Below are 25442 nucleotides of genomic sequence, written 5' to 3' on the forward strand. Positions count from 1 at the left end.
GCTCCGGGGTTTTTGCAAGTGTCCAATCAGGTTCAGCGCAATCTGGAAAACGCATTCTTATTCGTTTTCAGGACAATTTGCGCACTGTACCGTCCGCTCAAATCCTGGATTGGGGCCGGGTTGCTCGGTCTTTTCATCCTGATGACAGCCGCGGTGGTGCATGTCTTTCCTCTCTCCAACTGGGATATGTTCGCCTATACCGCGGTCGTTCTCGAACCCTCGGCGGAAGACAAAGACGACCTGCATAGGCAAACATACGGGTTCGTGAAGGATAACCTCGCGGAGGGTGAATACCTCACGCTGACACAGGACAGGCCTTATCGGATCCGTCAGGCTGAAGATCCGGACGCTTTCGGGACGATGCTCAGCTTCTATCGCCTGAAGATCCTTTATGTTGAAACGGCAAAATTGCTAAGCGGTTTCATGGATCCTGTGAAGGCGCTGCGCCTTGTTTCGCTCCTTTCTGCCGTTGCGGTTGGAGCTGTCCTGATGATTTGGCTCGCCAGGACGGGTACGCTGATGTATGGGCCGGTTGTTGTTGCCTTGTTGATTGTTTCCGATTTCGGCGGCGCGGCCCAGCTGATCTCGCCAGATCTCTATGCCACGGTCTTTTTGCTCGCCGCCGCGTTCCTCTATCTGGAACGGCTAGATATTGCCTCTGGCGCGTGCCTTGTCGCAGCCTTTTTGATCCGACCCGATCATCTGGCATTCATTGGCGTGTTTTTCGTCTTTGCAGCCATCTATGGTCATGGACGATGGACCATGACGGGCTGTTTCGTTGTCTGCTTCGGTATTTATTACTGGCTGACGCGGGCATCCGATCACCCTGGCTGGTGGGTCCATATGTGGTTCACCCACGTGGAATATGTTCCAACGCTTGAAGGGTTCGACCCACCATTTTCTCCCGTCACATATGTGCAGATGCTGGTGCGTTCGACAGTCAGGTCGTTGATGAGCCAAACCTGGCTTGCGCTGCTTTTTGCCGAGGTGCTGTTTTTCGCCAAGTGCATCACGCCGTCTGGACTTCGTGATCGGGAATGCGTTCTGCTTTATGCTGTATTTGCATCGATCTGCGCCAAGTACCTCGTGTTTCCACATTTTGAGACACGTTTTTTTCTGCCGTATCTCATGATCATCGGGATGGTTCTGTTGGTTGGCTGGCATCGCCAGAAAGAGGTGCACGCCAATGTCAGTCTCAGCATCTGACGGACTGCTCGCAAATCGGGTCGTTTCTGGAAAAGCCTGCTCCTAATGTTGTTTCAAACAACCGAGGAGCCCACCATGTTTCAGATACATCCGCTTCCAGCAAACGAGTTCTCACACCTTTTTGGCCTCTCAGATGCCCAATTGGCCGAAAAGAATGTCCAGGTGCTCATTTCCGATGGCGCCTTTCCATGCCGCGTATCGCTCACCGATGTTGCAGCAGGAGAACGGGTTTTCCTGCTCAATTTCGAACACCAGCCCGGCGATACTCCCTATAGGTCGCGTCACGCAATCTTCGTCAAAGAGGGTGCCCGTGAAGCCGAGCCGGAAACCGATGTCATTCCCCAATCCATCGTTTCCCGATTTCTGTCCGTTCGTGCCTTCAACAGGCAGCATGAGATAGTCGATGCAGACGTTGTGAAGGGAGCGGAAGTCGAAACCCTGATAGCTTCCTTTTTTGAAAACCCCGATGTCGACTATCTTCACCTGCACTATGCAGGACGCGGTTGCTTCGCAGCCAAAGTGACCCGCGCACAAGCGTAGGCACCAGCGATCGAGCTTCGAATTTCAATCGTCCTGCAAGGCTCTTGGTGAGATTTTTCAGGACGATTTTTTTGGTTTTGTCCAGCGCACTGATTGTGAAGATATTCGAAAACAGCCTCCAGGCAGCGGTAATCAAGGACCCTAGCAACAATTTGGCACATTCAAATCCTTGGCCGACACTCCAATTGGCGCCCATTTTCAGGCTAAACTGGATCTTACACGGAGCGCGCCTCACCCGCATAAAGAAACAGAACGTCATTTGAAACCACAGGTTACTAGTGTAATCTGCTGCTATCATAGGGAGTATTGCGTCATGCCAACTGCAGCCAGCCGCCGCGCCGCCTTTAAGGCGCTGCATGAAAAAGGGCGAGCCTTCCTCATGCCAAACCCTTTTGATATCGGCTCTGCCCGGATCCTCGACGGCCTGCGTTTTGATGCGATGGCCACCTCGAGTGCCGGCTATGCCTGGACACAGGGTGTGCGCGATGCCGAAGGACTGATCAGCAGGGACGCTGCGCTGGCACATGCTGCGGACATAATCGGAGCCTGTGGTGTTCCGGTGAACGGCGATCTTGAAAACGGCTTCGGCGATGCCCCCGAAGCGGTCGTGGAGACTGTGAAAGGAGCCATGGAGGTCGGCCTCGCAGGCTGCTCGATAGAGGACTACACGACTGATCCACAAAACCCCTATTATTCTCTCGAACTCGCGGTGGAGCGCATCAAGGCGGCAGTTGATGCGAAAAATGCGATCGCTCCAGACTTTGTTCTGACCGCGCGCAGCGAAGGTCCGGTCAAGACGGACTACGAACTGGAAGAAACGATCAAGAGGTTAAACGCCTTCGTCGAAGCCGGGGCTGATTGTGTTTATGCACCCCAGCTGAAGGACAAGGACCAGATCGTGCATGTTCTGTCCAAGGTTGATGCGCCGCTCAACATTCTCGCCGGGCGGAAGAACTTTCATTTGACGCGCAAGGAACTTGGCGATCTCGGTGTTACCCGCGTTTCAATCGGCGCAGGTCTTGCACGCATTGCCTATGGTGCCTTCATCGCCGCCGCCGAAGACATGAAAGACGGAGGTTCATTCGGCAGTTTTGATCGCGCGGACGGCGTCGCCGACAGTACGGTTGACTTTGAATCCTTCATGAAAGCCCGTCCTTGACGGTATCTCTGAAACACTCGTCTGCAGGCGCACCAACGCGTGCGGCTTCAGGCGACGGCCCGGAGATCAGCAACTTGGCGCGTAAAGCGTTTGAGCACTATGTGCCCGTCATGAACGCCATTCCCGTGCCGATGTCTGCTGACTACAGTGCGATGATCCGGGAGCACGAGGTTTGGGTTCTCCGGGACGATGACGCGATTGTTGCGAGCCTGGTGCTTATCTGGCATCCCGACCATCTTCTGCTTGAAAGCGTGGCCGTTGATCCTGACTGCCAGGGCAGCGGCTACGGCAGAAAGATGCTGGACTGGGCGCTGAAACGTGCCAAGGAAGCCTCCGTGCCGGAAATCCGCCTCTATACGAATATCCTCATGGTGGAGAACAGGGATTGGTACCTGCGTGCCGGTTTCGTTGAAACACACGAGGAACAGCGCGGCGACAAGCACATCGTGCACATGATCTACCGGCTTTGATGCGGCCGTTCAGAGTTTTGTGCCGTAGGTGAGTACAAGCGGCAGGGTGACCAGCGTCAAGAGCGTGGAAACAAAAATGAAGCCGGCAACACCGGAAGCTTCCTCACTCTGATATTGTGAGACGGCCAGATAGGTTGCGACTGATGGCGGCATGAAACAAAGCAGGACAATGACATTCTCGACCTTGGAATCGAGCGTCAGTACACGCGTCAACACGAAGGCCGCGATAGCTGCTATTCCGACATGCAGTACCGACAAAAGAACCGCTCGGGACAAATTGCCCAACTTGAGTGTTGCCAGGCTGAAACCGAGCGTTAAGAGCATGATAGGGATGGCAAGTCCTGCCAGAATATCGAGGCTTTGATCCAGGGGCTGAGGAAACCTGGTCCCACTGGCCATCATCGCCAAAGCAATGATCACCGCATAGATGACCGGTTGACGCGCCAACGCCGCAAAGTTGGGCCGCCCCATGGGCAGTGCAACGCCAATCGTGAAAATTGCAGTCAAAACCACGACGATGAACCCGATTGCAACCGCGGCACCTTCCGCTCCAAATGCAAGTGTCGAGACCGGCAAACCAATATTGCCCACATTGGTGAGCATCATCGGCGCCAAATATGCCTTGATCGGGATTTTCAGGAGCTTCAAAAGCACAAACCCGGCGCAGCCAAATATCAGGATCATCCCGACAGCGGCGATCACAACCGTTAAAAAGGTTCCGACCTCCACGTGCTCCTTTGCAAGATGTGACAGGACAAGAGCGGGATAGCCGACATTTGACACCAAGCTGCCGAACAGCTTTGTGTCAAACGGTGCTTTGACGATGGCGAGTGTATAGCCAAGCAACACACACAGCATGACCGGAAGCATGATGTTGGTAATGTGGCTGAGGATTTCCGTCATGCCGCGCTCCCGGAATGGTTCGATTGTCTGAGAACCTATCTGAACTGCGCGATGACGCGAATACCAGCGCTTAAACCAACAAGACCCGGCGCTCTTGTGCGAAACCGCAAAGAGTGCCGGGCCTTAGTGGTTGCCGAGCAACAGCCGGTAGCTAGGTGTCGCCCCAGTTTCGAGTGCCCTTATCCTTCATGATCCGTCGAACCATTTTGCCGAATGTTTTGTCTTTCGATCTGCGCTCGGCCAGGCTGGACGAATTGAAGGCCTCTTCAGACTTTAGCTTCCGCCACCGTTGAAGCCTGGAAGCGTCGAGTTGTCCTTGCAAAATGGCCGCCTGGACAGCGCAACCGGGCTCCGTCTGATGAAGACAATCCCGAAAGCGGCAGGATGCAGCCAGTTCGTTCAGATCCGAGAAGAGTTCATCAATGCCGGCAGCAACATCTGCAAGCTGCAGCTCGCGCATGCCAGGCGTATCCAGAACAAGGCAACCGCCTGGAACCAGATGCAATTGCCGGCGGGTCGTCGTGTGGCGCCCCTTTGCATCATCTTCGCGGATGGCTCGTGTCTCGATCGCATCGGACCCGGACAAGGCGTTGGTCAACGTCGATTTGCCGACACCCGACGATCCCAGAAACGCGACCGTCCGGCCGGCCTTGCACCAGTCGGCCAGCTTTGCAATCGGCTCATCGCCGCGTGCATCCAGGGTCACGACAGGGACCAGAGCGGAGACGCGTTCGGCTTGCCGGACAAAGTCGGCAGGATCCGCAACAAGGTCGGATTTGGTCAATACAACGACGGGCTCAATTTCAGCTTCAAAGCAAAGTGCTATGTAGCGTTCGAGCCGCGCAATATTGAAGTCCTGATTGCAGGACGACACAATGAATGCCGTGTCGATGTTGGCGGCGATCAGCTGGATTTGGCGATCCGTTCCAGGCGCACGGCGCTTCAGCAGGCTCTTGCGCTCCAGAAGTCGACTTGAAGCCAAGTGAATATGATCAAGAAGCAGCCAGTCCCCAACTGTCACGTCAGGTCGCGGCGGGATCGTTTGATCCGTTCGGTCTCCGAGAACATGCAAACCGTTGCGGTGTACTTCGACGACCCGGACAGGTGGTGTCCTGGTCAGGTCATCAGCACTAAGTTGCTGAGCGAATTGAGATTGCCAGCCAAGTTTCTGAAGCGATGAAATGGGCTGATCGGACCCACCGGTTTTTGGGCCGGAGGGAAAGAAGTCCGAATAGTTTCGTGTCATTTGAGGTCTCGTGATTTAAACACACGTCATCGAGCGCCCAAAAGGGCACCGTTTCATGTATTTGAGGCTCTCTGAACTCCAGAGAGCCTGCTCACGCAAGCTCTGACATAAAGACTCCGTTGCACGCCGACGATGGCGCTCCCTGCAAGCTAAGGGCTGAGCCCTCGGGATTCAAGTCGGAAGCAGAAGTTACATTTCAGACACCGTTATTCAGGCCTCACACCGACATAAGCTGCCCGGGGACGGATTTGCTCATGGGACGCATATTGTTCCAGCGCGTGGGCAATCCAACCGGTAATGCGGGCGGCACAGAACATGATCTTGCCGGCTTCTCTCGGCAGGTCATAGGTCTTCTGGATTGCAGCGAGAGAGAAATCGACATTCGGCGCAAGGCCGTAAAGGTCCCGAGCCGACGCTATCAGGCCGGGCAAACGGTCCACAAACGGGTGTCCAGGTTCACTCTGACACAGCAAATCCAGCAGGCAGTCTGCACGCGGGTCCTTGTCGCCGTAGATGGAATGACCGAAACCGGGCAATTGCTCCCCACGGCTGAGCCGATCAGAGAGCGCGCTTTCAATATCGCTTTCCGGCCCTATCTCTGACAGCCATGCACTCGTGCGATCGGAGGCGGCGCCGTGACGAGGTCCCGTGAAAGCACCAAGACCCGATAGCAATGCCGCGTGCAGCGGTGCTCTCGTTGATGCTGCACACCGCGCGGCAAAAGCGCTTGTGTTCAATTCGTGATCAGCACTGAGCACCAATGCCGAGCGAATTGCGTTCTTTGCATTCGACGACGCTCCGAAACACTCGGCAATTTGCGTATGAATGGGTTGGGCACTTGGTTTGGTATCCAGCAATGCGGCAACACTGAAGCGCAGAAGGGCGGCACCCTTGATCTTCAGAAGCTTCGGAGCCTGGGTGAAGGCTGCCTTGTCCTGCAGGGGCCAGGAAGCCAGCGCCATCATCAATCGGTCCAAAGGTCCCAGTCCATCGGGAAGGTCCGGGAGGTCTGCCGGAGCCTCTTCCGCAAAAGGATCCTCTTCGGAGTTCCACAACAATGTGGCGACGGTCTCCAGTGTCGAGTTTCGTGCAAGATCACGCGCAAGATGCCCGCGATAGACCGGCCCATCCTCCGAGATAAGCGTCAGCTCTGTTTCAAGCACCGGGTCGCCTGTCAAGGGTCTGGATCCTGCGGTTTCCTCAACCGACTTGCGCCCCTTGAGCCTTCTGACATCACCAGCGTCATAGCGGCGTTGTTTCCCCGGTCCGGCAACTGAGGAAATCAATCCGCGGCTGACATAAGCGTAGAGCGTGGCCGGTTGAACGCCCAGTTCAGTGGCCGCCTCACGGGCGGATAGATAGACAGGCTTAGACATATATTGATTGTATTTATCAATATTGATCAATGCAAGGCACTCTTTCTACATGAGCGCGAACCAAAAAGGAGATGCCCATGACGGAAGCCCCAAATCCCGCCCGGATGACGCCGGACCCGATTGCCGGTCTTGAAGGGGTTGTCGCCGCGACAACGCATCTGAGTGATGTTGATGGTGAAAAGGGCGTGCTTGTTCTTCGTGGACGCCGCATTGAGGACCTTGCCGGCAAGATGCCATTCGAGGCTGCTGTTCAACACCTCTGGCAAGACCTCAACGTATCAGGAGCTTTTTCGCTTCAAACTGATTTTGCACGGGCGCGCCGCGCCGCATTTGCTGTCGTTCCAATACTGGAGAAAGCTTCTGCAACGTTGTCTGTCTACGAATACATGCAGCTCGGCCTGGCAGCCCTGCCGCTGACTGACGATATCCCCGAGCCGATTGCGATCAGCGGTGCGCTGCCTGTCTTTCTCGCTGCAGCGTACAGGATCTCCAAAGGTGCAAAACCGATCGCACCGGACCTTTCGGTCGGATCTGCCGCCGATCTCCTGCACATGCTGACAGGCGAGGCCCCTTCAAGATACTTCATAGACGCGCTGGACCGCTACCTAGTGACTATTTTGGACCACGGATTGAACGCGTCGACCTTCACCGCCAGGGTGATCGGCTCAACTGATGCGGGTTTGAAACAGGCCGTGCTTGGCGCAATGGGCGCCCTAAGCGGCCCCCTTCATGGTGGAGCGCCAGGCCCGGTCCTTGACATGATCGACGCCATCGGCACGCCGGACGCCGCTGCCGGGTGGATTGACGCAGCCCTTGCACGCAAGGAGCGCCTCATGGGGTTTGGTCACAGAATCTACCGAACCCGGGATCCGCGCGCCGATGTTCTGAAAGACGGATTGCGAATTCTTGGAGAAGAAAACCCGAAAGTAGGACTGGCGGAAGACATCGAAGAAGCCGCCCTTGCGGCGCTCAAAAAAGCCAAGCCGGACCGGCCACTGGATACCAATGTCGAATTCTATACAGCTGTCTTGCTTGACGCTGTCGGCATCGATCGATCTTTGTTCACCCCTCTCTTTGCCGTTGGAAGAACACCCGGATGGTGTGCCCACGTGCTTGAGCAACAGAGATACGGCAAACTGATCCGGCCGGCCTCGCAATATGTCGGACCAGCCCCTGAATAAGCTGTTTCGGCGAACTCACATTGCCTGAAATGAAAAAGGCCTGACGAATATCGCCAGGCCACTGATACAAAATGCCAGCAAAAGAGCGGTTCCCTTTTCGCAATGCTTGCCTAGTTGGCGAGTTCCGCTTCCCGCACGGCGAGTTCGATCTCGTCGACCAGGCCGGCTTCAAGACCGAGCCGCGCTGCCAGCATTTGCAAATAGGCCTTTTCGGCCGGGTGGTCGGGGTCAATCGCAATGCGGGAGGCTGCATAGATTTCCGCTGCAGATTCCGGACAGGAAGCACTTGCTACCACCTTGTCGAGGTCGAGCGGCGAGCGAAGTTCATCCATGAGGAAGGCTTTCGCTTCGCTGTCCAGACCGGCTTCATCGATTTTCGCAAAAATTCTGTCTTGCTCTTCCCGGTCGATATGTCCGTCGGCTTTCGCCGCCGAGATCATGGCCGTCAAAAGGGCGACTGCGAACTGGTTTTCGCCTCCTGGCTGCTGCGCCGGATCAAAGGCGGTGCCGCGCGGCGCCTCCAGTGGAATGGGTTCGTCCTGGGGATATTGAGGACGTGGCGCATTCTGCTGATTGGCCTTATGGCCCTGATAGGCCTTGTAGGCGAGGCCTGCAACCAGGGCGAGCCCCCCATAAGTCACAGCTTTCTTGCCCATTTTCCGGCCTGTTTTTGAACCCAGCATCAGACCGGCCAAACCGCCAAGTGCAAGTCCGCCGCCTTGGGACGACAGAAAATCCTTGCCCTGGGACAGGAGGTCACCTGAACCGCCACGTTGGGCAGCAGCACCGCCGCGGCCGCCATATTGGTTCCCCGGTTGACCGCCACCCTGGCTTCCCAGAAACTGATCCAGCAAGGATTTTGCGTCAAACATCAATTGGCTCCTTTGAACGGCCCCTGCCGGGGCAAAAACACATTTGCCCTATCAAATGGGACTTTCTTCCGGAGGCGCAAGATTAGGCTACAGTCTGCGACACATTTATACCGGCCAATTCACATCCGATTGGGACATGAAAGACGTTCGTTGCTTCCAAATAATTCAATCCGACGGACTGCGGTCATGGTGATTTCTGCCCTGATAGCAGTAAGCGGTGGCACAACGACCGCGCTGTCTGCAGACGGTGCTTACGATGCCTATTTGTCCGTCACCGATGCAACGCTCAAAGCCTCCTATGCCAAGATGATGGCGCAGGAAGACATCAGCTCGACTGACAAGCTTTTTGCGCATCGCATCGAAGGGTGCACGCAAGGTCCAGAAAACAGAACTATTCACGCTGTGCAGGACCGCGGCTCGCCGCGCGGCGCTGAGTTCCCGACCTTCGTCTTTGTATCCGAGCCCAACGGCGACCGTTTGCAGCTCATACAAAAGGCTTTTGCTGGCCGACATCTCTATGTCCTTGAAGCGAGTGCCTGTCAGCCCGATGCCTGTCTTTTGTCCGCAGAAAAGGGGTATTCGGATATTTGCCTTGCCGACGGAGCAGGACGACCGGGCGAAGACCTCCCTGGCCTGCGCCAGGATTTCTGGTCGGATCTCTTCAAACTCCTGGGGCTGTGAAGCCCCTAAGACCGTCCAAGCGGCAACAGATTGTCGTCTTTCAGTGTTTCCATGGCGATCGATGATCTGACGTGATGAACAGCTTCCTGGGGCAAAAGCTCGTCATTGATGACATGGCTAAGTGCTTTCAGATCCGGAACGACGATCTTGAGCATATAATCCTGGTCACCTGTCAGTGTATGAGCTTCCTGCACTTCCGGCATTGCCTTGACCATATTGCGGAACCGGCGGGCATTCTCCCTGCTGTGAGCGCCCAGCGTAACGCCGACAAATGCAGTGACCGTCAAGCCCAGCGCCTCGGCGTCGAGCGCGGCCTTGTATCGACGGATGATACCCGCTTCTTCCAGCTTGGCTCTCCTGCGGGAAACCTGACTTGCAGACAGATTGATCACGTCACCCAACTCGGAATTGGTGAGCGCAGCATTTTCCTGCAATGCAGCCAACAACTTCACATCATATCCATCCAACGCAACTGTCATGCGTCTTTCCTTAAATTTCTGCATGAACCGTGCACCATCTTACGCGAAATCACGTGCTTTGCACACACGATGCGCATCTTTGCCTCCATCCTGCTCTTAATGACTAAAGCTCCAGAGGAGGCTCTTTTATGGGACCGTTTCCGCATGATGCACCACCTGCTCAAATAAATGACCAGAATCCTGCCGGCACCGATGGTTTCGAGTTTGTTGAATTTGCCCATCCAGAGCCGGAAAAGCTCGACGCCTTGTTCCGCAAGATGGGGTATGTCCCTGTTGCAAAACACAAGAGCAAGAACATCACGCTCTACCGTCAGGGCGATGTGACCTATGTCTTGAACGCGGAGCCAGGCAGTCACGGCATGTCATTTGTCGAAACGCACGGTCCTTGCGCTCCGTCCATGGCCTGGCGTGTTGTCGATGCGCAAAAGGCTTTTGAGCATGCCGTTGCAAAAGGCGCGACACCCTATGAAGGCGACGGCAAGGTCCTGGCAGCACCAGCAATCGTCGGCATCGGCGGATCGCTCCTCTATTTTGTCGACAGATATGGTGGAGCTGGCTCAGCCTATACCGCTGAATTCGATTGGCTCGGCGAAGAAAACCCGAGACCGGGCGGTGTCGGATTTTATTATCTCGACCATCTCACCCACAATGTCTATCGCGGCAACATGGACAAATGGTGGGATTTCTATCGTGATCTCTTCAACTTCAAGCAGATCCATTTCTTCGACATCGATGGCCGCATCACGGGTCTCGTCAGCCGTGCGATCACGAGCCCTTGCGGCAAGATCAGAATTCCTTTGAACGAATCCAAGGACGATACCAGTCAGATCGAGGAATACCTGAAAAAATATAATGGCGAAGGCATCCAGCACATCGCTGTAGGAACCGACGACATTTACGACAGCACGGACCAGCTTGCCGCAAACGAGCTGAAATTCATGCCCGGTCCTCCCGACACCTATTACGAACGATCTTCCGAGCGCGTTCAGGGTCATGAAGAGCCGATCGGCCGTATGAAGAAACATGGCATTCTGATCGATGGCGAAGGGGTGATCGATGGCGGGACCACCAAGATCCTGCTGCAGATTTTTTCAAAGACCGTAATCGGTCCGATATTCTTCGAATTTATCCAGAGAAAGGGCGACGAGGGTTTCGGCGAAGGTAATTTTCGCGCGCTCTTTGAGTCCATCGAAGAAGATCAGATCCGCCGAGGTGTGATTAAGACCGAAGCCGCCGAGTAATCCCACTTGCCGGTCGCTTTGGAAGGCCGCTTTCTCCTGACGAGAGAGCGGCCTTTTTCGATGCAGGCCTTCTTTAGAAAGCTCCACCAAGTCCTTCCTGAAACAGCAACTTTCGGTATATCTCGGGGGCGAGTTTACGGTTATCAGTTTTTTTGCCGATTTTTTTGCAAAAAAATTTTACATCATAACTTGCTGAGAAATATACGTTTTTTCAGACAACTTCAGCCTTCGGAGACATTCTCAAGACATTTTTCGAAAAAGTTCGGGAACAAGCCCGTTTCAGACGGGTTTTACTGTCAGAGGCTGCCGAGTAGGCCCTCTGTTGCATTGTCTAAGCACAAACTTCTAATACCTCTGCGCATTGCGTAGAGGTTTTTTTTGCTCGTGCAGTTTTCCTATGATTTGACCTTTGCTTCGAGCACGTCCCAGACCTTGGCCGCGACATCAGGACCGCCAAGATTGCGGATTGCCCTGATGCCCGTGGGCGCCGTGACGTTGATCTCTGTCAGCAAGCCGTCAATGACGTCGATACCGACCAGAATGAGACCTTTCTCGCGCAGGGACGGGCCGAGACGCGCGCAGATTTCGCGCTCGCGATCCGTCAAGTCACTGTCGGTCGGTGCACCGCCACGAACCATGTTGGATCTGAGATCACCCTCCGCCGGAACGCGATTGACGGCTCCTGCGAATTCACCATTGACCAGCAGGATACGCTTGTCGCCGTGTTTTACATTCGGCAGGAATTGCTGGATCACCCAGGGCTCCCTAAATGTCGCATCGAAAAAATCATAGAGGGAGCCGTAGTTGAGGTCGTCGTTGGTGATGCGGAACACTGCTGCGCCCCCATGGCCAAACAGCGGCTTCATGACGATGTCACCATACTCCTGGCGGAACAGGTCTATTTCCGCCCGGTCCTTGGTGATCAGCGTCGGTGGCATAAGGTCCGCAAATTCGGTGACAAACAGTTTTTCAGGTGCGTTGCGCACTTCCCTGGGATCATTGACGACCAGCGTAGAAGGATGGATTTTTTCAAGAATGTGCGTTGCCGCGATATAAGACAGATCAAATGGCGGGTCCTGACGCATCAGCACAACGTCCATGTCGCGCATGTCGACGCGCCGCCGTTCTCCAAGTGTAAAGTGATTTCCCTTCTGATCGCGAACCTCGACATGTTCCAGCGCGCAGAAAACCTCATCACCCCGCAATGCCAGCCGTTCAGGCGTATAGTGGTAAAGCTCATGACCCCTGGACTGAGCCTCAAGCATCAGTGCAAAAGCACTGTCCCCTGCAATATTGATGGTCGAGATATGGTCCATCTGGACCGCAACTTTCAGAGCCATGAGATAACTTCCGGCGGGCGCGCTTCAGCGCGAAGGGATTTTAGATCGGGTGGTCCAGATATGCGTTCGGTTTACGGCTTTGTCCAGAGGGGGTCTCGTTTGCGACGACGCTCCACCGAGATGAAGGTTATCGGAACCGGATGGACAGCGTTCGGTCAGCGTCGCCAGGGCGTCGGTCAATCCCGAGCTTCAAACGCGTTTTCAATCCGCTCCGGCAAGGCCCACGGACGAACAACGACAACATCGAAGCGGAGCGTAAAAAATCCTGCCTTGGGATGTTTCGAGACAAAAATCCTTGCTGCCTTGGCAATACGCCTCTGGCTGGCCGGGGTCACGGCTTCCAGCGCCGCATCGCGGGTCTTGCGCGCTTTGACCTCAATGAAGGCAACCGTCTTGCGTTTCTTGGCAATCAGATCGATCTCGCCTGCCTTTGTCTTGTAACGACGCTTCAGGATTCGCCATCCCGTCAGGCGCAAATACCAGGCAGCCCAGGTCTCGGCTGCCAATCCGCGCTTGTGCGCCTTTTGCCGCTTTGCCGTTTCGCTCTTTTGGCTCTTTTGGCTCTTTTGGCTCTTTTGGCTGGGGGCAGCCATCAGTTGCCGGTCTCCTTCAGTTCAAGTGCGCGCTTGTAAACATCGCTGCGCTCAAGACCGGTCGCCTTGGCAATTTTCTTTGCTGCAGCGCTTACCGGCATTTCAACGAGTGCTTCGCTCAAGAGTGCGTCCAGATCGTCAGCGTCTTCTTCTGGCGCCGCTTCCGGTGGGCCGACAAGGATAACAATCTCTCCCTTGAAGACCGTATCCTCAAACCTTTCGGCAAGCTCACCAAGTGTTCCGCGCTCAAATGTTTCGAAGCGTTTGGTCAATTCGCGCGCGACCACAGCGTCACGTCCCTGTCCCAAAGAGGCTGCCATCGATTGCAATGTGGCACCGGTCCGGTGTGGAGACTCAAAAAAGATCAACGTCGCCGGGATCTTCGCCAGTTCTTCCAGTCTCCTGGATTTTGGCCCGCCCTTTTGCGGTAAAAACCCGGCAAAAAGCACCGTGTCGCTTGGCAGGCCAGAGGCTACCAGCCCACTGAGCGGCGCGGAAGCTCCAGGGATAGGAATGACCTTGTGTCCGGCAGCGACAACGTCACGAACCAATCTGTATCCAGGGTCTGAAACAAGTGGCGTTCCGGCGTCGGAAACAAGCGCCACCGCCTTCCCGCTTTCCAATGTGCCCATGATCTTGGGACGCTGTTTGTCAGCGTTGTGCTCGTGATAGGGCATCAACGGTGTTTTCAAACCGAATTTCTGAGTAAGCGTGGACGTAACACGCGTGTCTTCACAAGCGATGACGCTGCTCGCGGCCAGGGTTTCCAGTGCTCGGACGGTAATGTCACCCAAATTGCCGATCGGCGTTGAAACGATATAAAGCGCCGGTTCCAGATTGGGGGCGGAAAAGACGTGTTCGGAGAGGCTGTAGCGGTTTTTGTCCCCGGACGGAGCAGGTAAATCTGTCGCCATGGCAGGTCCTTTCCTTCCGGCAGCACGGGGAAGGGTCCTGCCGCTGGAATGATTCATATCCTTGCGCTATCGCCTGAGCGCACCCGATGCAAGGCAAATCCACCGTTGATCAGATGGATATGCTGTTGAAACGCCATCAAAACTGGACAGGTTCGAAACGAATACGTAAGTCTTTCCCAAAGGGTGGATTGACAGATATGGCAAGCGGAATGCGGGGCGACGACGCGCAACAGCGCAGACGGTTATTCTTGAAAACGGCACTGGCCGGTACCGGCACGATGCTGCTTGGCGGGTGCGTGGGCTCGAACCTCGGATCTTATCCAGGCAATCAGATACAACCTGAAGCACAGCCACAGATCTCAGGCGAGGTGATCGGGTCCGGCTCGGTCCGCATCGGTCTTTTGTTGCCGCTGGCAAGTACCAGCACCGACGCATCTGTCGGCACAGTCTTTAAAAATGCTGCCGCTCTGGCCCTTCAGAATTTTCCAAGTGCCGATCTGCAGCTGCTGGTCAAAGACACGGGCGGAACGGCCACGGGAGGACGCGCTGCTGCCCAGGCTGCCATTTCCGAAGGTGCAGAACTCATCCTCGGCCCCGTGTTTTCTGCCGCGGTTTCAGGGGCCGCGCAGGCAGCTAGATCCAGTGGCGTTCCAGTGATCGCGTTTTCAACCGACACGTCCGTTGCTTCACGAGGCATCTATCTGCTGAGCTTCTTGCCTGAAGGCAACGTCAAGCGCATCATCGGATACGCCAACAGCCAGCGAAAAAGCTCTTATGCAGCCCTCATTCCGGAGAGCCCCTACGGTGCCGTGGTCGAAGCAGCATTCCGCCAGGAAGTCGGCCGAGGTTCGGGACGGATCGCCACAATCCAACGATACAAGCAAACCGGCTCGGATACCTCCGATCTGGTCGCCAAGACGTCGGCCTTGACATCGGTCCTCAACAATATCGATGCGTTGTTCGTGCCCGCTGGAGGGTCTGCACCAAGCACTGTCGTTCAGACACTCGTTGGGCAAGGCGCTGATTTCGGCAGGATCAAACTGCTGGGAACCGGACAATGGGACGTTGGCCAGATCAAAAGCAATCCAGCTCTCGCCGGCGCATGGTTCGCCGGCCCTGAAGATCAGAACTTCACCACTTTCGCGCAGCAATACCAGAAGACCTACGGCTCCGGACCGCCACGCAACGCCAGCCTTGCATATGATGGTGTGACGCTGTGCGCAGGTCTCGTGCGTGCGGCAGGCCAGCAGCGTTTTCAGCAGAATATTCTGACCAACCGCGACGGATTCATCGGTATTGACGGGCTGTTCCGCTTTCAGTCCAATGGCCTCAATCAGCGTGGACTCGCCGTCTTCCAGCTCACCGGCGCGGGTGTACAGGTGATATCGCCAGCGCCAAGGGACTTCAGGTCCGGCTTCTAGCGTGCTGCACACGTTCAGAACACGCCGCGCATTCGTCGGGGGTAGAAAGTCAAGATGCTGAGCGGCAAACAAATCGTATTGATCATCAGCGGTGGTATAGCCGCCTACAAGTCACTCGATCTAATCCGGCGCCTTAAAGAACGCGGGGCGCGTGTCGTTCCGGTCATGACAAGAGGCGCACAGGAATTCATCACACCTCTCTCCGTCGGAGCTCTGTCAGCCGAAAAGGTGTTCACCAGCCTTTTTGACCGGGAAGACGAACACGACGTTGGTCACATCCGGCTTGCCCGCGATCACGACATGATCCTGATTGCGCCAGCCACTGCCGATCTCATGGCAAAAATGGCGCATGGTATTGCCGACGACCTGGCAACTGCAGTTCTTTTGGCAACAGATGCACCCGTTCTGGTCGCTCCGGCAATGAACCCCAAGATGTGGCAGAACACTGCAACCCAGCGAAATTTCAAGACGCTGAAACAGCGTGGCTTGACCTTTTGCGGTCCTGCGTCGGGCGAGATGGCTGAAAGAGGAGAGGCCGGCGTCGGGCGAATGAGCGAACCGCTTGAGATCGTTGCGGCCGCAGAGGTTCTGCTGCGGGACATGGACGCCAAGGCCGGGAACCTGCCACTTACCGGCAAGCATGTTTTGATCACTTCCGGGCCGACCCATGAACCGATCGACCCCGTACGCTATATCGCCAACCGTTCATCCGGCAAGCAAGGTCACGCTCTGGCGAAGGCCGCCTTTGCAGCAGGTGCACGCGTCACGCTTGTGTCCGGACCTGTGACATTGCCCGATCCGGACAACATTGAAATACACCATGTTGAGAGCGCTGCGGAGATGCTGGAGGCCGTCAAGGCCAGCCTTCCCGCCGACATTGCGATCATGGCGGCCGCTGTCGCTGATTGGCGCGTGACATCCGAAGGCAAGCAGAAGATCAAGAAAGATGGGAGCGGCAGGCCTCCCATGCTGGATCTTGCCGAGAACCCCGACATCCTTAAAACCATCGGGCACCATTCTGACATGCGGCCCAGGCTGTTGATCGGCTTTGCCGCCGAAACGCAGGACCTTGTTGCCAATGCGCGAGCCAAACTGGAGCGCAAGAATGCCGACTGGATCGTTGCCAATGACGTCAGTCCCGAAACCGGCATCATGGGCGGTGATGCCAACACGATCCGGCTTGTCAGCAAGGACGGAGTGGAGGACTGGCCGCAAATGAGCAAGTCGGACGTTGCAGCCAGGATCATCGCACGCGCCGGCGCCGCCTTGACCTCCTGAGCTCGTTCTGAACTTGCGCTTCTGTTATGCGTCGAAGTTCATATAGCTCATGCTGATCGACCCATATTCATAACTCCGATGCAACAATTTGGGCCTAGCATTGGGCTCACCGGCCCCAAAGGCAAAGAAGAGCGGTAGAAGGTGTTCCTCGGTGGGATGGTTCCTGCGGAAGTCAGGCGCGGCTTCCAGATCTTCAAAATATTCGATGGAGCCTGTTTCCAGTCCCTGGTCCAGCCATCTGTCGAAGCCGGACACCCAATCGGGTGCCGGAGATCCCTGAGGCGCGATGTGGCGCAGATTGTGGGTCGTGCTGCCGGAACCGATTATCAGATACCCTTTTGTCTTTAACGGAGCGAGGCCTCTGCCAAGCTGAAAGAGCGAGGCTGGTGTGCTTCCGAAGGGCAAAGACAGCGCGATGACGGGAATATCCGCTTTGGGATAGGCAAGGGACAGCGGCACCCAAGCTCCATGGTCGAGACCCCATTCGCTGTCGAGGACGACGTCGTGACCTTGATTTTCAAGCAGACGAGCAACTTCGTCTACCTGATCCTCATCTGCAAATGCGGGATAGTCGATGCCGTAAAGCGGCTTCGGGAAGCCTTGAAAATCACGGTAAGTTCGCAGGCGGCCCGGAGCAGAAAGCTTCAAGCCTTGCGTTTCCCAGTGAGCCGACAGGATGATAATGGCTTCCGGAGTGGGCATGTCATCCGCGAATGACTTCAAAAATCGGCTGGCCGCCGTATCTTCCAGAGCAAGGGTCGGTGCGCCATGTGCGAAAAACACTGACGGCGTCTTGATCTCCTGCATCTCACACGCTCCGCTCATCCGTTCAGTTTGTTCAAGATGAACATAGGCGCAGTAGGCATCTTCATTAATGCCCTGATCGGAGAAGGCCTGTTCCCGGATCGTGAACAATAAAAAACCGCCTCCGGATGACCGGAAGCGGCAATTTTGCAATGCGATGATTGTTATCTGTAGCCGACATTGATCAGCTGAACACGGCGGTTGATCGCCGCATCCGGCTTGGATGGCTCGCGAAGCTGCTCTTCGCCCATACCCACGGCGAACAGATACTGGCTGGGAACCTGGAAAGTGGTGACAAGCGCTTCCCGTACTGCCTTTGCACGCCTGATGGAGAGTTCGAGATTATACTCGCGATCGCCCTTGGCATCGGTGTGCCCGACGATAAAGAAGGTCTGGCCTTGCAGATATGGCGTGTGCAATGCGTCCGCGATCAAACCGACTGTCTCATAGGACTCAGGTTTAATGCGCGCAGAATCAAAGTCGAAGGTAATTTCGATGTTGAACTGCCGCAAGGAAGCCAACTTGTCCCAAAGAGGCACGCCTTGTGGCGAGTTGGCGCCTGGATACTTCTGGATGTTTTCAAATGCTGCCTTTTGCAACGCATCTGCGCTGACATCTACTTTTTGCTGAGCACCCTGAAGTGAGTTGATGATCTCGTTCCGGTTCAGTTGTGTCTGCGCCGATGAACCCACGACCGCTGTCGTCATAACGGCGGCCGAAAGACCTGCCAAAAGAAGCTTTTTCATTTTAGTCTCCCAATCCGGTCTTAGCGGTAGCCAGCAAGATCAATTGCTGTGTTGCATTTTTCGCCGACAGAACGCTGTGCCTTCAAAAGGCAGCGCAAGACATGACCTGCGCCTTCCTTGACACCCTTGCACAGACGGCGGGCGTCATTGGTGCAGATCTTGGGAGCTGCGGCCTGTGCAGCAAGACGTTCCTGAATGAGGGATGCGACCACTGCGCGGTCGGCATTGCATTTTTGTGAGACTTTTGCCTCGTTTTGAGCAAGGCATTGACCGATGCCGTTATCCGCGAGCGTGGCACTCTTGCAGTATTTATCGATGTCCGCTCCGCAGCTTGCAGATAGTATTTTAATAGCTTCCGCAAAGCCGACGGTTTGGGCGGCAGCAGGAGCGTTCGCCATCAATAGCGTGGCCGTCAATGCAAAAATCAAACGTTTCATGTTGTGAATCTCCCAACCAGGGGCAAAAGGGAAACGACCGCTCACCCCAGACAACATTCCGACACGCCAGAGTGTTTCAGGAGATTTCTGCGACCGCAAGTATATCTTTGATTTTTCTGGTTAATGAGCTTTTCACCATTGCCAATCTTGACAGCGCTTTGCGAATGTCGTCCCTCGGCACAAATCAACATCCGGAACCTAATGATGCCCGTTACGTTGGAACTCAAGCGCCTGGACCATGGGTTGGACCTGCCCTTACCCTCCTATCAATCAGAACTTGCCGCCGGCCTCGACCTTTTGGCGGCGGTTGATGACCCTGTCACCCTGGCACCGGGTGAACGTATGCTCGTGCCGACAGGACTTTCCATGGCGCTGCCGGCAGGTTTCGAGGCGCAGGTCCGACCACGCTCGGGCCTTGCTGCAAAACATGGAGTTACGGTCCTCAATACGCCGGGTACCATCGACGCGGATTATCGCGGCGAAGTGAAGGTCATTCTGATCAACTTTGGCCAGGAGCCCTTTCAAATTTCCCGCGCCGATCGGATCGCGCAGATGGTTATCGCACCGGTGTTGCAGGCCGCGATTACGGAAGTTGATATTCTGTCTGAAACAAATCGTGGAACCGGCGGCTTCGGTTCAACGGGCCGCAGCTAAGAACCGGGAATGACAAGCGCATGACCCCCAGTCTCGTAATTTTCGATTGCGATGGTGTTCTGGTCGACACCGAACGCATGACCAATCAGAACATGGCAGATCTGGTCTCCGCACTTGGATTTGAAATCAGCGGCGCGGAATGTCAGCGCCGCTTCATGGGTCGTACGCTGGAGAACGTGAAGGAGATGGTCGAAGATCTGATCGGGCACAAGCTGCCTGACGACTGGCCAGATCAGGTTCGCATGCGTGACCTTGAAAGCTTCAAGTCCGGTGTTCCAGCCATCGAAGGCATCGAAGGCGTTCTGGATGAGCTGGACAGACGCGGGGTCCCCTACTGCGTCGGGTCTTCGGGAAAGTATGAAAAGATGCACGCAACGCTTGGCAGTTCCGGCTTGCTGCCTCGCGTCAAAGACCGTCTTTTCTCCGCACAGGACTGCGAACGTGGCAAACCTTCACCGGATGTCTTTTTGCTCGCCGCGAAAACAATGGGGCACCCGCCTGAAACCTGCGTCGTCATTGAAGACAGCCTGCCCGGCGTCCGGGCTGCCGTCGCTGCCGGAATGACCGTTTTTGCGTTTGCGGAAGATCCAGCGTCTGACAAAGAGGCACTGCGCTCGGCCGGTGCTGTTCTCTTTGAAGAAATGGCCGACCTTCCCGATCTTCTCTTTTCCAATACTTAGGTAATTCCTAGAAAATGGTTCCGCGGTCCACCGCGGATAGGCGATCTGCACCCCTTATATCTTTGCTGGGCGCATACTATCTTATCGCACCAGACCAAGGATACTGCCGGAAACGCGAATGCCCGGCAAACAGGGAGATTGCCATGTCCATGACGACCAGCGGCCGCGGAAAGATCTATTCCTCGATTACCGAAACCATTGGCGATACACCGATCGTGCGGCTCAACCGGCTTGCCCAGGCTCACGGCGTCAAAGGCAACCTTCTGGCGAAACTTGAGTTCTTCAATCCGATCGCAAGCGTCAAGGACCGCATTGGCGTTGCCATGATCGAAGCGATGGAAAAAGACGGCAAGATCGCTCCAGGCAAGACCACACTTGTCGAGCCGACCTCCGGCAACACAGGCATTGCATTGGCCTTTGTCGCAGCGGCCAAGGGATACCGACTCATTTTGGTGATGCCTGAGACCATGTCTGTCGAACGCCGTAAGATGTTCAAGATCCTTGGCGCCGAACTGGAACTGACAGAGGGTCCAAAAGGCATGAAGGGCGCAATTGCGCGCGCAGAAGAACTGCTTGGCGAAATCGACGGTGCCGTTATGCCCCAACAATTCGAGAACCCCGCCAACCCCGAAATTCACCGCAACACGACTGCGCAGGAGATCTGGAACGACACCGATGGCAAAATCGATGTGTTTGTTTCAGGAATTGGAACCGGCGGTACAATTACAGGCGTAAGTCAGGTTCTGAAGGAGCGCAAACCGGACCTTCACGTGGTTGCCGTCGAGCCGTCAGACAGTCCGATCCTGTCGGGTGGCAATCCTGGCCCGCATAAAATCCAGGGCATTGGAGCGGGCTTCGTCCCGGGTGTCCTTGAAACATCGATCTATGACGAAGTTCAAACCGTCGAGAATGACGACGCTTTTGCGATGGCCCGCGAAGTTGCCAAGCTTGAAGGCGTGCCCGTCGGTATTTCCTCCGGAGCTGCGCTGACCGCGGCCATTCGTGTTGGGAAACGTGACGGGATGGAAGACAAGAACATTGTCGTGATCATCCCGTCTTTTGCGGAACGCTACCTGTCGACAGCGCTCTTTGACGACGTCTGATAACATCCGTCCCGCGGCAACCGCCGTGGGGCGGCCTGCCGGGAAGAACGTCAGACCTGCCTCTCCATTCTGGTTGCTGAGGAAAACCCGAACACATATTTGAGCGGTCCTGTTTCCTCGCGGCTCAATGGCATGAACCCCTGCCTTTCGTAAAGAGCACGCGCGCGGGGATTTGTGTCGATCACGTCAAGGCGCACCCGAGACAGTTGCTGTCTTTGTGCTTCAATGCAAACTGCGTCCAGCAGCTTTGTGCCGATGCCCTGACCTCGCGCCCGCTCGCTGACGAAAATACCATCCATCAACAAGATCCCTGGCTCCACGTCACGCTCGAGCACATCAAGCACCATACCACGCCAGAAGCCCCCGAAGGGGCCGAATACGGCCGTCATGTCCGACAGCTCACCGGCAACCAGAGCTCCTTTGGCGGTCTTGAAACCGGCGAGACCAAGCAAGTCTCCCTCTCGGCCGAGTGCGCTGATGGCAAAGTCCGGATCCAGGATCCTCTCGATCAACTGCATCGCTTTGCGTTCAGGTGACAGGACCTTGCCGAGCTTTCCCCTGAAGGCCTGCCAGAAAAGGCCTGCTGCAACAGGCCGCTGGTCTTCCGGAAACCCCGGAACAATTGTTATGCCATCCGACATAAACAGGCCTAACGAACGATGACAGCTGTTCCCGTTGCGCTGACCATGAGCATCGATCCGTTCTGGCCAACCGTTTCGTAGTCAAGATCAACCCCGATGACGGCATTTGCACCAAGTGCCTGGGCTTGTTGACACATTTCATCAACGGCAATCTTGCGCGCCTTGGCAAGTTCTTCCTCGTATGCACCGGAGCGACCACCGACAATATCTCTGATGCCTGCGAAGAGATCCTTGAACAGGTTGGCTCCCAAAATCGCCTCGCCTGTCACGAGACCCTTGTAGTCCAGGTCCCGGCCTTGAATTGTGTTGGTGGTGGTGACAAGCATCCTGTTTCTCCGTTTACGGCATCCGCGCAATGACATGGGTTGGCCGATCGAGCATTGCAAGGAAATCGGGCAATTGCCAGATGCCGTTGGTTGTCCCTCTGGGCACGGGAATACATTTGAAGATCCTAGGCCTGATCAAGACCAAACAATTCTTCAAGTCTTTTCCGATGAAAAATGTAGTCTGGCACAAAGCCGTCAATTCCTCATTCCTCAAAAGGAAACGCCATGAAGGCCGTGTTCTTTGAAGCCTTTGCCCGGACACCGAAACTCGCCACCCTCCCGGATCCGGCACCGGAGGCACACGGTGCTGTTTTGAAAGTTGAGGCGACAGGTGTCTGCCGAAGCGACTGGCACGGCTGGATGGGCCACGATCCGGATATCGTTTTACCGCATGTTCCGGGCCATGAACTTGCCGGCATCGTTATGGAGGTTGGAAAGGACGTCCGCCGATGGAAGCCGGGTGACCGGGTAACGGTGCCCTTTGTCGGCGGATGCGGCACTTGTTCCGAATGTCACGCAGGTCATCAACAAGTTTGCGAGAACCAGTTTCAGCCAGGGTTTACACACTGGGGGTCATTTGCGGAATACGTGTCCATTCACAACGCCGACCTCAATCTCGTTGCTCTGCCCGATGACATGGCTTTCGCAACGGCCGCAAGTCTTGGATGCCGCTTTGCCACGTCATTTCGCGCTGTCGTTGATCAGGCAAGAACATCTGCTGGAGAATGGGTTGCCGTTCATGGGTGCGGCGGTGTCGGTCTCTCGGCTGTCATGATCGCAAATGCCATTGGCGCTAACGTTGTGGCAATCGATATCGCGGATGAGAAACTTTCCCTTGCCCGAGATCTTGGCGCCGTTGCCACGATCAACGGCGCTTTGGAACCAGATGTCGCCGGCGCGGTCATTGAGCTCACGCGCGGCGGCGCTCACGTCTCGGTCGACGCCCTTGGCCATCCAACGACCTGTTTCAATTCCATACAGAACCTGAGGCGCCGAGGACGGCATGTCCAAGTCGGCCTGATGCTGGGCGACCAGAGCACCCCGCAGGTTCCGATGGCGAAGGTGATCGGGCAGGAACTGGAAATTTTGGGCAGCCACGGCATGCAGGCTCATCGATATGACGCCATGCTGGACATGGTAACAACCGGAAAACTGCACCCCTCCCGCTTGGTTGGCGAGGAGATCAGCCTCGAACAGTCAATTGCGGCACTCACGTCGATGGACCGCTTTCAATCCGTCGGCGCGACTGTCGTGACTCAGTTCTGATCTTTGGAAGCACAGCCGCTTGAGCGCGCTATTCCTGCTCAGGCCGCACGGCGCGACATGTCCTGGCCACGATAACTGAGGGCTTCCGCAAGATGGATACGGCCAACGCTGTCCATGCCGTCCAGATCGGCCAGCGTACGGGCCAGCTTGAGAACGCGATGATAGCCGCGTGCACTTAGATGCAGCCGTTCGGCGATTTCGTGCAGGAAAGCCAACCCTTTGCTGTCAGTTTGGGCGATTGTCTCAACGGCAGAAGCCGGAGCCTGGGCGTTGGTCCGGCAGGGCAATCCCAATGCCAGAAACCTCTGCTCCTGTATCCGGCGCGCCTCTGCCACCCTTGCTGCAACTGCCGACGACGCCTCACTTACGGCGGGACCAATCAGATCAGACGCAGTAACGGCCGGCACGTCGATCCGCAGATCAATCCGATCAAGCAGCGGCCCGCTGACCCTGGCCTGATAGTCGGTCACACACCGCTCGCCGCGCCGGCACTGGTGGCCGGGCTCCCCAGCATGCCCGCAGCGGCACGGGTTCATCGCGGCAACCAGCTGAATGCGGGCAGGATAGGTAACCCGGTGGTTGGCCCTGGCAATGACGGCTTCACCGGATTCAAGCGGCTGGCGCAAACTGTCGAGGACCTGGGGATTGAACTCCGGCAACTCATCCAGAAAGAGCACACCATTATGCGCCAGAGACACTTCTCCGGGTTTTGCCTTCAGGCCGCCACCCACAAGTGCGGCCATGGACGCTGAATGGTGCGGTGACCGGAAAGGCCGCCTGTCGGTCAGTTTCCCTTCCGCAAGCTCTCCGGCCAAAGACGCGATCATCGAGACCTCCAGCAGTTCGCGCGGTGTCAACGCGGGCAGTATGGAGGGCAGACGACTGGCCAGCATGGATTTGCCGGAACCGGGCGGGCCGGTCATCAGCAGGTTGTGGCCCCCGGCAGCTGCAATTTCCAAGGCCCGGCGTGCACTTTCCTGACCTTTGACTTCGGCAAGGTCAGGCATGATGCCTGCATTGCTGTGCAGCTTTGCGGTCGGTCGGGACAGAACCTGGGTTCCCTTGAAGTGATTGGCCAGCTGAATGAGCGATCTGGGTGCAAGAACATCCATGTCCTTGTCCGCCCATGCGGCCTCACCTCCGCTTGCCTCGGGACAGATAAGACCCTTGCCCAGTGCATTAGCGCCCATCGCGGCAGGCAATACGCCCGTGACCGGTGCTAGGGTTCCGTCGAGCCCAAGCTCACCAAGTACGACATAACTTTCCAGGAATTCTGCCGGTATCGCACCAATTGCCGCCATGATCCCAAGGGCGATGGGAAGGTCATAATGTGATCCTTCCTTGGGCAAGTCCGCAGGCGCCAGGTTGACCGTCACCCGCTTTGCCGGCAGTGCAAGACCGGAGGCGCTGAGCGCTGCCCGCACGCGTTCCCTGCTTTCAGCAACTGCCTTGTCCGGAAGACCGACAATATTGAACATCACCGCGCCCGGTCCGACATGCACTTGCACATCCACCGTCACTGCATCGATGCCCTGAAACGCGACTGTCGCTATCCGGCTGACCATAACCTGCTCACTACCTTAAGATGCAACGCATCGAAGCATATCCGTGATCAGGATTCAAGAACAGAAGAAGAACAAATTATCCTGACAGTCAGCAAACCATTGCAGGCCGTCCAGGATAATAGTTGCAGGGCCGCTCCACGCCGGAGAGAACGTCCTGCAAATAGGGCGGAACGCAATAGTGTTCATCCAAAGTCAGACGGTTCGCCTCAAGCCATTGAGAGACAAGCTCGATCAGCATTTCCGGGTCTTTTTCAAACATCGCCCGGCACACTTCCATCTCGAGCTGCGCACTTGTCTTCACCGCCTGTGTAATAATCATT

Annotated in this window: 28 protein-coding genes; 13 read left to right on the plus strand and 15 right to left on the minus strand. The window is 56.0% G+C overall.

The genetic code is table 11. The features are described 5' to 3' along the window. Window positions 1–18 precede the first annotated feature (18 nt). The 4 genes from ACZ1HV_RS15480 to ACZ1HV_RS15495 all read left to right on the plus strand — a co-directional run bounded on the left by ACZ1HV_RS15480 (window position 19) and on the right by ACZ1HV_RS15495 (window position 3375). Window positions 19–1206 (plus strand): hypothetical protein, encoded by a 1188-nt coding sequence (locus ACZ1HV_RS15480; protein WP_472715667.1) that lies wholly within the window; start codon window positions 19–21, stop codon window positions 1204–1206. Between the two features lie 75 nt (window positions 1207–1281). After that, window positions 1282–1746 (plus strand): DUF1203 domain-containing protein, encoded by a 465-nt coding sequence (locus tag ACZ1HV_RS15485; protein ID WP_298812233.1) that lies wholly within the window; start codon window positions 1282–1284, stop codon window positions 1744–1746. Between the two features lie 313 nt (window positions 1747–2059). Next, a complete protein-coding gene (locus tag ACZ1HV_RS15490) occupies window positions 2060–2905 on the plus strand; it encodes an isocitrate lyase/PEP mutase family protein (protein WP_298812236.1) in 846 nt (281 codons plus the stop codon). 74 nt (window positions 2906–2979) lie between these two features. Beyond that, complete coding sequence (locus ACZ1HV_RS15495) at window positions 2980–3375, plus strand: GNAT family N-acetyltransferase (protein ID WP_472715668.1); 396 nt, start codon at window positions 2980–2982, stop codon at window positions 3373–3375. A 9-nt stretch (window positions 3376–3384) separates the two neighbouring features. Here the strand turns inward: ACZ1HV_RS15495 and ACZ1HV_RS15500 are convergent, their stop codons facing one another. The 3 genes from ACZ1HV_RS15500 to ACZ1HV_RS15510 all read right to left on the minus strand — a co-directional run bounded on the left by ACZ1HV_RS15500 (window position 3385) and on the right by ACZ1HV_RS15510 (window position 6900). Next, window positions 3385–4278: an AEC family transporter gene (locus ACZ1HV_RS15500; RefSeq protein ID WP_298964259.1), complete on the minus strand. Its 894-nt coding sequence runs from the start codon at window positions 4276–4278 to the stop codon at window positions 3385–3387. A gap of 151 nt (window positions 4279–4429) precedes the next feature. Next, window positions 4430–5524, minus strand: a complete 1095-nt coding sequence (gene rsgA / locus ACZ1HV_RS15505; protein WP_472715669.1) for a ribosome small subunit-dependent GTPase A — start codon at window positions 5522–5524, stop codon at window positions 4430–4432. Window positions 5525–5730: 206 nt separating this feature from the next. After that, on the minus strand, window positions 5731–6900 hold the full coding sequence (locus ACZ1HV_RS15510; RefSeq protein WP_472715670.1) for a citrate synthase: 1170 nt from the start codon (window positions 6898–6900) through the stop codon (window positions 5731–5733). 77 nt (window positions 6901–6977) lie between these two features. Here ACZ1HV_RS15510 and ACZ1HV_RS15515 point away from each other — a divergent pair, with 77 nt between their 5' ends. Next, window positions 6978–8081 carry a citrate synthase/methylcitrate synthase gene (locus ACZ1HV_RS15515; RefSeq protein WP_298984128.1) on the plus strand — a complete coding sequence of 368 codons (1104 nt, stop codon included), beginning with the start codon at window positions 6978–6980 and terminating at the stop codon, window positions 8079–8081. A 110-nt stretch (window positions 8082–8191) separates the two neighbouring features. Here the strand turns inward: ACZ1HV_RS15515 and ACZ1HV_RS15520 are convergent, their stop codons facing one another. Then, window positions 8192–8953: a tellurite resistance TerB family protein gene (locus ACZ1HV_RS15520; protein ID WP_298812254.1), complete on the minus strand. Its 762-nt coding sequence runs from the start codon at window positions 8951–8953 to the stop codon at window positions 8192–8194. Window positions 8954–9139: 186 nt separating this feature from the next. Between ACZ1HV_RS15520 and ACZ1HV_RS15525 the strand changes: the two genes are divergently transcribed. Continuing rightward, window positions 9140–9634 (plus strand): hypothetical protein, encoded by a 495-nt coding sequence (locus tag ACZ1HV_RS15525; RefSeq protein WP_472715671.1) that lies wholly within the window; start codon window positions 9140–9142, stop codon window positions 9632–9634. A gap of 5 nt (window positions 9635–9639) precedes the next feature. Here the strand turns inward: ACZ1HV_RS15525 and ACZ1HV_RS15530 are convergent, their stop codons facing one another. After that, entirely contained in the window at window positions 9640–10113 is a 474-nt protein-coding gene (locus ACZ1HV_RS15530) for an Lrp/AsnC family transcriptional regulator (RefSeq protein ID WP_472715672.1), read from the minus strand. 128 nt (window positions 10114–10241) lie between these two features. On the opposite strand from ACZ1HV_RS15530, the gene hppD reads away from it, so the two are divergent. Then, window positions 10242–11354 carry a 4-hydroxyphenylpyruvate dioxygenase gene (gene hppD, locus ACZ1HV_RS15535; RefSeq protein WP_472715673.1) on the plus strand — a complete coding sequence of 371 codons (1113 nt, stop codon included), beginning with the start codon at window positions 10242–10244 and terminating at the stop codon, window positions 11352–11354. Between the two features lie 395 nt (window positions 11355–11749). Here the strand turns inward: hppD and gshB are convergent, their stop codons facing one another. The 3 genes from gshB to rsmI form a co-directional block, all read right to left on the minus strand. Next, the gene (gshB, locus tag ACZ1HV_RS15540) at window positions 11750–12694 is read right to left on the minus strand and encodes a glutathione synthase (protein WP_298812266.1); all 945 of its coding nucleotides are present in this window, start codon (window positions 12692–12694) and stop codon (window positions 11750–11752) included. Window positions 12695–12870: 176 nt separating this feature from the next. Then, a complete protein-coding gene (locus tag ACZ1HV_RS15545; RefSeq protein ID WP_298984132.1) occupies window positions 12871–13287 on the minus strand; it encodes a YraN family protein in 417 nt (138 codons plus the stop codon). Then, window positions 13287–14201 carry a 16S rRNA (cytidine(1402)-2'-O)-methyltransferase gene (gene rsmI, locus ACZ1HV_RS15550; protein ID WP_472715674.1) on the minus strand — a complete coding sequence of 305 codons (915 nt, stop codon included), beginning with the start codon at window positions 14199–14201 and terminating at the stop codon, window positions 13287–13289. The genes ACZ1HV_RS15545 and rsmI overlap by 1 nt, the downstream gene beginning before the upstream one ends. Before the next feature lie 86 nt (window positions 14202–14287). Between rsmI and ACZ1HV_RS15555 the strand changes: the two genes are divergently transcribed. Next, window positions 14288–15622, plus strand: coding sequence for a penicillin-binding protein activator (locus tag ACZ1HV_RS15555; protein ID WP_472715675.1), 1335 nt, complete (start codon window positions 14288–14290; stop codon window positions 15620–15622). Window positions 15623–15676: 54 nt separating this feature from the next. Then, a complete protein-coding gene (coaBC, locus tag ACZ1HV_RS15560) occupies window positions 15677–16900 on the plus strand; it encodes a bifunctional phosphopantothenoylcysteine decarboxylase/phosphopantothenate--cysteine ligase CoaBC (RefSeq protein ID WP_472715676.1) in 1224 nt (407 codons plus the stop codon). Window positions 16901–16924: 24 nt separating this feature from the next. On the opposite strand, the gene ACZ1HV_RS15565 is transcribed toward coaBC, so the two are convergent. From ACZ1HV_RS15565 to ACZ1HV_RS15575, 3 genes are read right to left on the minus strand one after another with little or no spacing between them, the layout of a single operon-like run. Further along, entirely contained in the window at window positions 16925–17815 is an 891-nt protein-coding gene (locus tag ACZ1HV_RS15565; protein ID WP_472715677.1) for a DODA-type extradiol aromatic ring-opening family dioxygenase, read from the minus strand. Between the two features lie 53 nt (window positions 17816–17868). Beyond that, window positions 17869–18450, minus strand: coding sequence for an OmpA family protein (locus ACZ1HV_RS15570; RefSeq protein ID WP_298812280.1), 582 nt, complete (start codon window positions 18448–18450; stop codon window positions 17869–17871). A 20-nt stretch (window positions 18451–18470) separates the two neighbouring features. Further along, the gene (locus ACZ1HV_RS15575; protein ID WP_298812282.1) at window positions 18471–18887 is read right to left on the minus strand and encodes a hypothetical protein; all 417 of its coding nucleotides are present in this window, start codon (window positions 18885–18887) and stop codon (window positions 18471–18473) included. A 204-nt stretch (window positions 18888–19091) separates the two neighbouring features. On the opposite strand from ACZ1HV_RS15575, the gene dut reads away from it, so the two are divergent. The 3 genes from dut (at window position 19092) to cysK (ending at window position 21324) form a co-directional block, all read left to right on the plus strand. Next, window positions 19092–19541 carry a dUTP diphosphatase gene (gene dut, locus ACZ1HV_RS15580; RefSeq protein ID WP_472715678.1) on the plus strand — a complete coding sequence of 150 codons (450 nt, stop codon included), beginning with the start codon at window positions 19092–19094 and terminating at the stop codon, window positions 19539–19541. A gap of 20 nt (window positions 19542–19561) precedes the next feature. Next, a complete protein-coding gene (locus tag ACZ1HV_RS15585; RefSeq protein WP_472715679.1) occupies window positions 19562–20221 on the plus strand; it encodes an HAD family hydrolase in 660 nt (219 codons plus the stop codon). Between the two features lie 143 nt (window positions 20222–20364). Continuing rightward, window positions 20365–21324, plus strand: coding sequence for a cysteine synthase A (cysK, locus tag ACZ1HV_RS15590; protein ID WP_298812286.1), 960 nt, complete (start codon window positions 20365–20367; stop codon window positions 21322–21324). A 50-nt stretch (window positions 21325–21374) separates the two neighbouring features. Here cysK and ACZ1HV_RS15595 read toward each other — a convergent pair whose 3' ends face one another. After that, window positions 21375–21965 carry a GNAT family N-acetyltransferase gene (locus ACZ1HV_RS15595; RefSeq protein ID WP_472715680.1) on the minus strand — a complete coding sequence of 197 codons (591 nt, stop codon included), beginning with the start codon at window positions 21963–21965 and terminating at the stop codon, window positions 21375–21377. Between the two features lie 8 nt (window positions 21966–21973). Then, window positions 21974–22291, minus strand: coding sequence for a heavy metal-binding domain-containing protein (locus tag ACZ1HV_RS15600; protein ID WP_298812290.1), 318 nt, complete (start codon window positions 22289–22291; stop codon window positions 21974–21976). 225 nt (window positions 22292–22516) lie between these two features. On the opposite strand from ACZ1HV_RS15600, the gene ACZ1HV_RS15605 reads away from it, so the two are divergent. After that, on the plus strand, window positions 22517–23557 hold the full coding sequence (locus ACZ1HV_RS15605) for a zinc-dependent alcohol dehydrogenase family protein (protein ID WP_472715681.1): 1041 nt from the start codon (window positions 22517–22519) through the stop codon (window positions 23555–23557). A 38-nt stretch (window positions 23558–23595) separates the two neighbouring features. Here ACZ1HV_RS15605 and ACZ1HV_RS15610 read toward each other — a convergent pair whose 3' ends face one another. Together ACZ1HV_RS15610 and ACZ1HV_RS15615 are read right to left on the minus strand one after the other, a co-directional pair. After that, window positions 23596–25122 carry a YifB family Mg chelatase-like AAA ATPase gene (locus tag ACZ1HV_RS15610; RefSeq protein WP_472715682.1) on the minus strand — a complete coding sequence of 509 codons (1527 nt, stop codon included), beginning with the start codon at window positions 25120–25122 and terminating at the stop codon, window positions 23596–23598. A gap of 88 nt (window positions 25123–25210) precedes the next feature. Next, window positions 25211–25441 (minus strand): hypothetical protein, encoded by a 231-nt coding sequence (locus ACZ1HV_RS15615; protein WP_298984144.1) that lies wholly within the window; start codon window positions 25439–25441, stop codon window positions 25211–25213. Window position 25442 lies beyond the last annotated feature (1 nt).

The sequence above is a fragment of the Roseibium sp. JB4-4 genome (assembly GCF_055693425.1).

What these genes read in the sequence shown, in the direction of transcription:
- ACZ1HV_RS15525 (WP_472715671.1), top strand. Translation starts at nt 9,140, where the DNA reads ATGGTGATTTCTGCCCTGATAGCAGTAAGCGGTGGCACAACGACCGCG.
- ACZ1HV_RS15485 (WP_298812233.1), top strand. Translation starts at nt 1,282, where the DNA reads ATGTTTCAGATACATCCGCTTCCAGCAAACGAGTTCTCACACCTTTTT.
- coaBC (WP_472715676.1), top strand. Translation starts at nt 15,677, where the DNA reads ATGCTGAGCGGCAAACAAATCGTATTGATCATCAGCGGTGGTATAGCC.
- ACZ1HV_RS15610 (WP_472715682.1), bottom strand. Translation starts at nt 25,122, where the DNA reads ATGGTCAGCCGGATAGCGACAGTCGCGTTTCAGGGCATCGATGCAGTG.
- ACZ1HV_RS15510 (WP_472715670.1), bottom strand. Translation starts at nt 6,900, where the DNA reads ATGTCTAAGCCTGTCTATCTATCCGCCCGTGAGGCGGCCACTGAACTG.
- ACZ1HV_RS15490 (WP_298812236.1), top strand. Translation starts at nt 2,060, where the DNA reads ATGCCAACTGCAGCCAGCCGCCGCGCCGCCTTTAAGGCGCTGCATGAA.
- ACZ1HV_RS15600 (WP_298812290.1), bottom strand. Translation starts at nt 22,291, where the DNA reads ATGCTTGTCACCACCACCAACACAATTCAAGGCCGGGACCTGGACTAC.
- ACZ1HV_RS15595 (WP_472715680.1), bottom strand. Translation starts at nt 21,965, where the DNA reads ATGTCGGATGGCATAACAATTGTTCCGGGGTTTCCGGAAGACCAGCGG.
- ACZ1HV_RS15500 (WP_298964259.1), bottom strand. Translation starts at nt 4,278, where the DNA reads ATGACGGAAATCCTCAGCCACATTACCAACATCATGCTTCCGGTCATG.
- hppD (WP_472715673.1), top strand. Translation starts at nt 10,242, where the DNA reads ATGGGACCGTTTCCGCATGATGCACCACCTGCTCAAATAAATGACCAG.
- ACZ1HV_RS15605 (WP_472715681.1), top strand. Translation starts at nt 22,517, where the DNA reads ATGAAGGCCGTGTTCTTTGAAGCCTTTGCCCGGACACCGAAACTCGCC.
- cysK (WP_298812286.1), top strand. Translation starts at nt 20,365, where the DNA reads ATGTCCATGACGACCAGCGGCCGCGGAAAGATCTATTCCTCGATTACC.
- ACZ1HV_RS15575 (WP_298812282.1), bottom strand. Translation starts at nt 18,887, where the DNA reads ATGAAACGTTTGATTTTTGCATTGACGGCCACGCTATTGATGGCGAAC.
- ACZ1HV_RS15570 (WP_298812280.1), bottom strand. Translation starts at nt 18,450, where the DNA reads ATGAAAAAGCTTCTTTTGGCAGGTCTTTCGGCCGCCGTTATGACGACA.
- ACZ1HV_RS15515 (WP_298984128.1), top strand. Translation starts at nt 6,978, where the DNA reads ATGACGGAAGCCCCAAATCCCGCCCGGATGACGCCGGACCCGATTGCC.
- gshB (WP_298812266.1), bottom strand. Translation starts at nt 12,694, where the DNA reads ATGGCTCTGAAAGTTGCGGTCCAGATGGACCATATCTCGACCATCAAT.
- rsmI (WP_472715674.1), bottom strand. Translation starts at nt 14,201, where the DNA reads ATGGCGACAGATTTACCTGCTCCGTCCGGGGACAAAAACCGCTACAGC.
- ACZ1HV_RS15530 (WP_472715672.1), bottom strand. Translation starts at nt 10,113, where the DNA reads ATGACAGTTGCGTTGGATGGATATGATGTGAAGTTGTTGGCTGCATTG.
- dut (WP_472715678.1), top strand. Translation starts at nt 19,092, where the DNA reads ATGCCCGTTACGTTGGAACTCAAGCGCCTGGACCATGGGTTGGACCTG.
- rsgA (WP_472715669.1), bottom strand. Translation starts at nt 5,524, where the DNA reads ATGACACGAAACTATTCGGACTTCTTTCCCTCCGGCCCAAAAACCGGT.
- ACZ1HV_RS15545 (WP_298984132.1), bottom strand. Translation starts at nt 13,287, where the DNA reads ATGGCTGCCCCCAGCCAAAAGAGCCAAAAGAGCCAAAAGAGCCAAAAG.
- ACZ1HV_RS15615 (WP_298984144.1), bottom strand. Translation starts at nt 25,441, where the DNA reads ATGATTATTACACAGGCGGTGAAGACAAGTGCGCAGCTCGAGATGGAA.
- ACZ1HV_RS15585 (WP_472715679.1), top strand. Translation starts at nt 19,562, where the DNA reads ATGACCCCCAGTCTCGTAATTTTCGATTGCGATGGTGTTCTGGTCGAC.
- ACZ1HV_RS15520 (WP_298812254.1), bottom strand. Translation starts at nt 8,953, where the DNA reads ATGTTTGACGCAAAATCCTTGCTGGATCAGTTTCTGGGAAGCCAGGGT.
- ACZ1HV_RS15555 (WP_472715675.1), top strand. Translation starts at nt 14,288, where the DNA reads ATGCAAGGCAAATCCACCGTTGATCAGATGGATATGCTGTTGAAACGC.